Here is an 805-nt window from a genome sequence, read left to right as displayed (position 1 = left end):
AATTGAAATATGGAAATGACACAGTTTAAATTACACTCCCTTTCAAAACGCAAACAAATCAGTTTACCAAAGCCTCCAACAAGTCCTCTACAAACAGTTAACCAACCCTAAACCTACTCCCGAGAATACTCCAACGTTGTTTTTTTCAATTCTCTGTTGCATTGCAAACATCCTTTTCTGGTGCTCCTCCTTTATACCCAAGCCGTTGTATGTCATTTCCAGTAAAGTATACCCTTCTACTAGGGTTGTTCTTGTACTGATCTCGGGCTTTCTTCGGAGCAACCTGTACTTGAGGGCATTCATAATCAGGTTCAGTGATAAAGTATAAAAGTCTACTCGCACGAGTGAGGTTCTTCAATGTTTCATAGACAATTTACTGAGAGACAAGTATTTTAACATCCTCAAGCTTGAGGGGCTTGTGTATAAGCCCTGATACTAACGCGTATTCTTTGCTCTTGGCTGTGTCTGAGGCATTAAGTGATGAGGTTAAAATATAGATCCTGTATCTCTCGCTGATGGACGGTTCAAGCGGTGCCAGCGCCTCTAAGAAATCCCATCCGTCCATGACAGGCATGTTCAGATCCAGGAATATAATGTCTGGGACAGCAGCTTTACCGTTAGTTTGTAATAGTTCTAATGCCGCCGTACCAGAAAGGAACGTTTTGATTTCATGCGTGGCATCCACAAAAGCCAGCAAGTTCTCTGTCAGGAACAGGCTTAAATTGTCGTCGTCAATGATGAATATCTTCATGATTTTTTTTAGGTAAGTACAGGGACAGAATTACATTACTCTAAATTTTATATT

2 protein-coding genes are annotated in these 805 nt (G+C 40.6%); both read right to left on the bottom strand.

Annotation, left to right across the window (positions count from 1 at the left end):
• Nucleotides 1-87: 87 nt before the first annotated feature.
• Nucleotides 88-342, bottom strand: coding sequence for an ATP-binding protein (locus LN893_RS20390; RefSeq protein ID WP_229973256.1), 255 nt, complete (start codon nucleotides 340-342; stop codon nucleotides 88-90).
• A gap of 31 nt (nucleotides 343-373) precedes the next feature.
• Complete coding sequence (locus LN893_RS20385) at nucleotides 374-751, bottom strand: response regulator (RefSeq protein WP_229973255.1); 378 nt, start codon at nucleotides 749-751, stop codon at nucleotides 374-376.
• Nucleotides 752-805: the final 54 nt, after the last annotated feature.

The organism is Pontibacter harenae, from assembly GCF_020907245.1.
Lineage (GTDB): Bacteria > Bacteroidota > Bacteroidia > Cytophagales > Hymenobacteraceae > Pontibacter > Pontibacter harenae.
The sequence above is the reverse complement of the archived record's forward strand: the minus strand, read 5'-3'. Positions and strand labels throughout refer to the sequence as shown.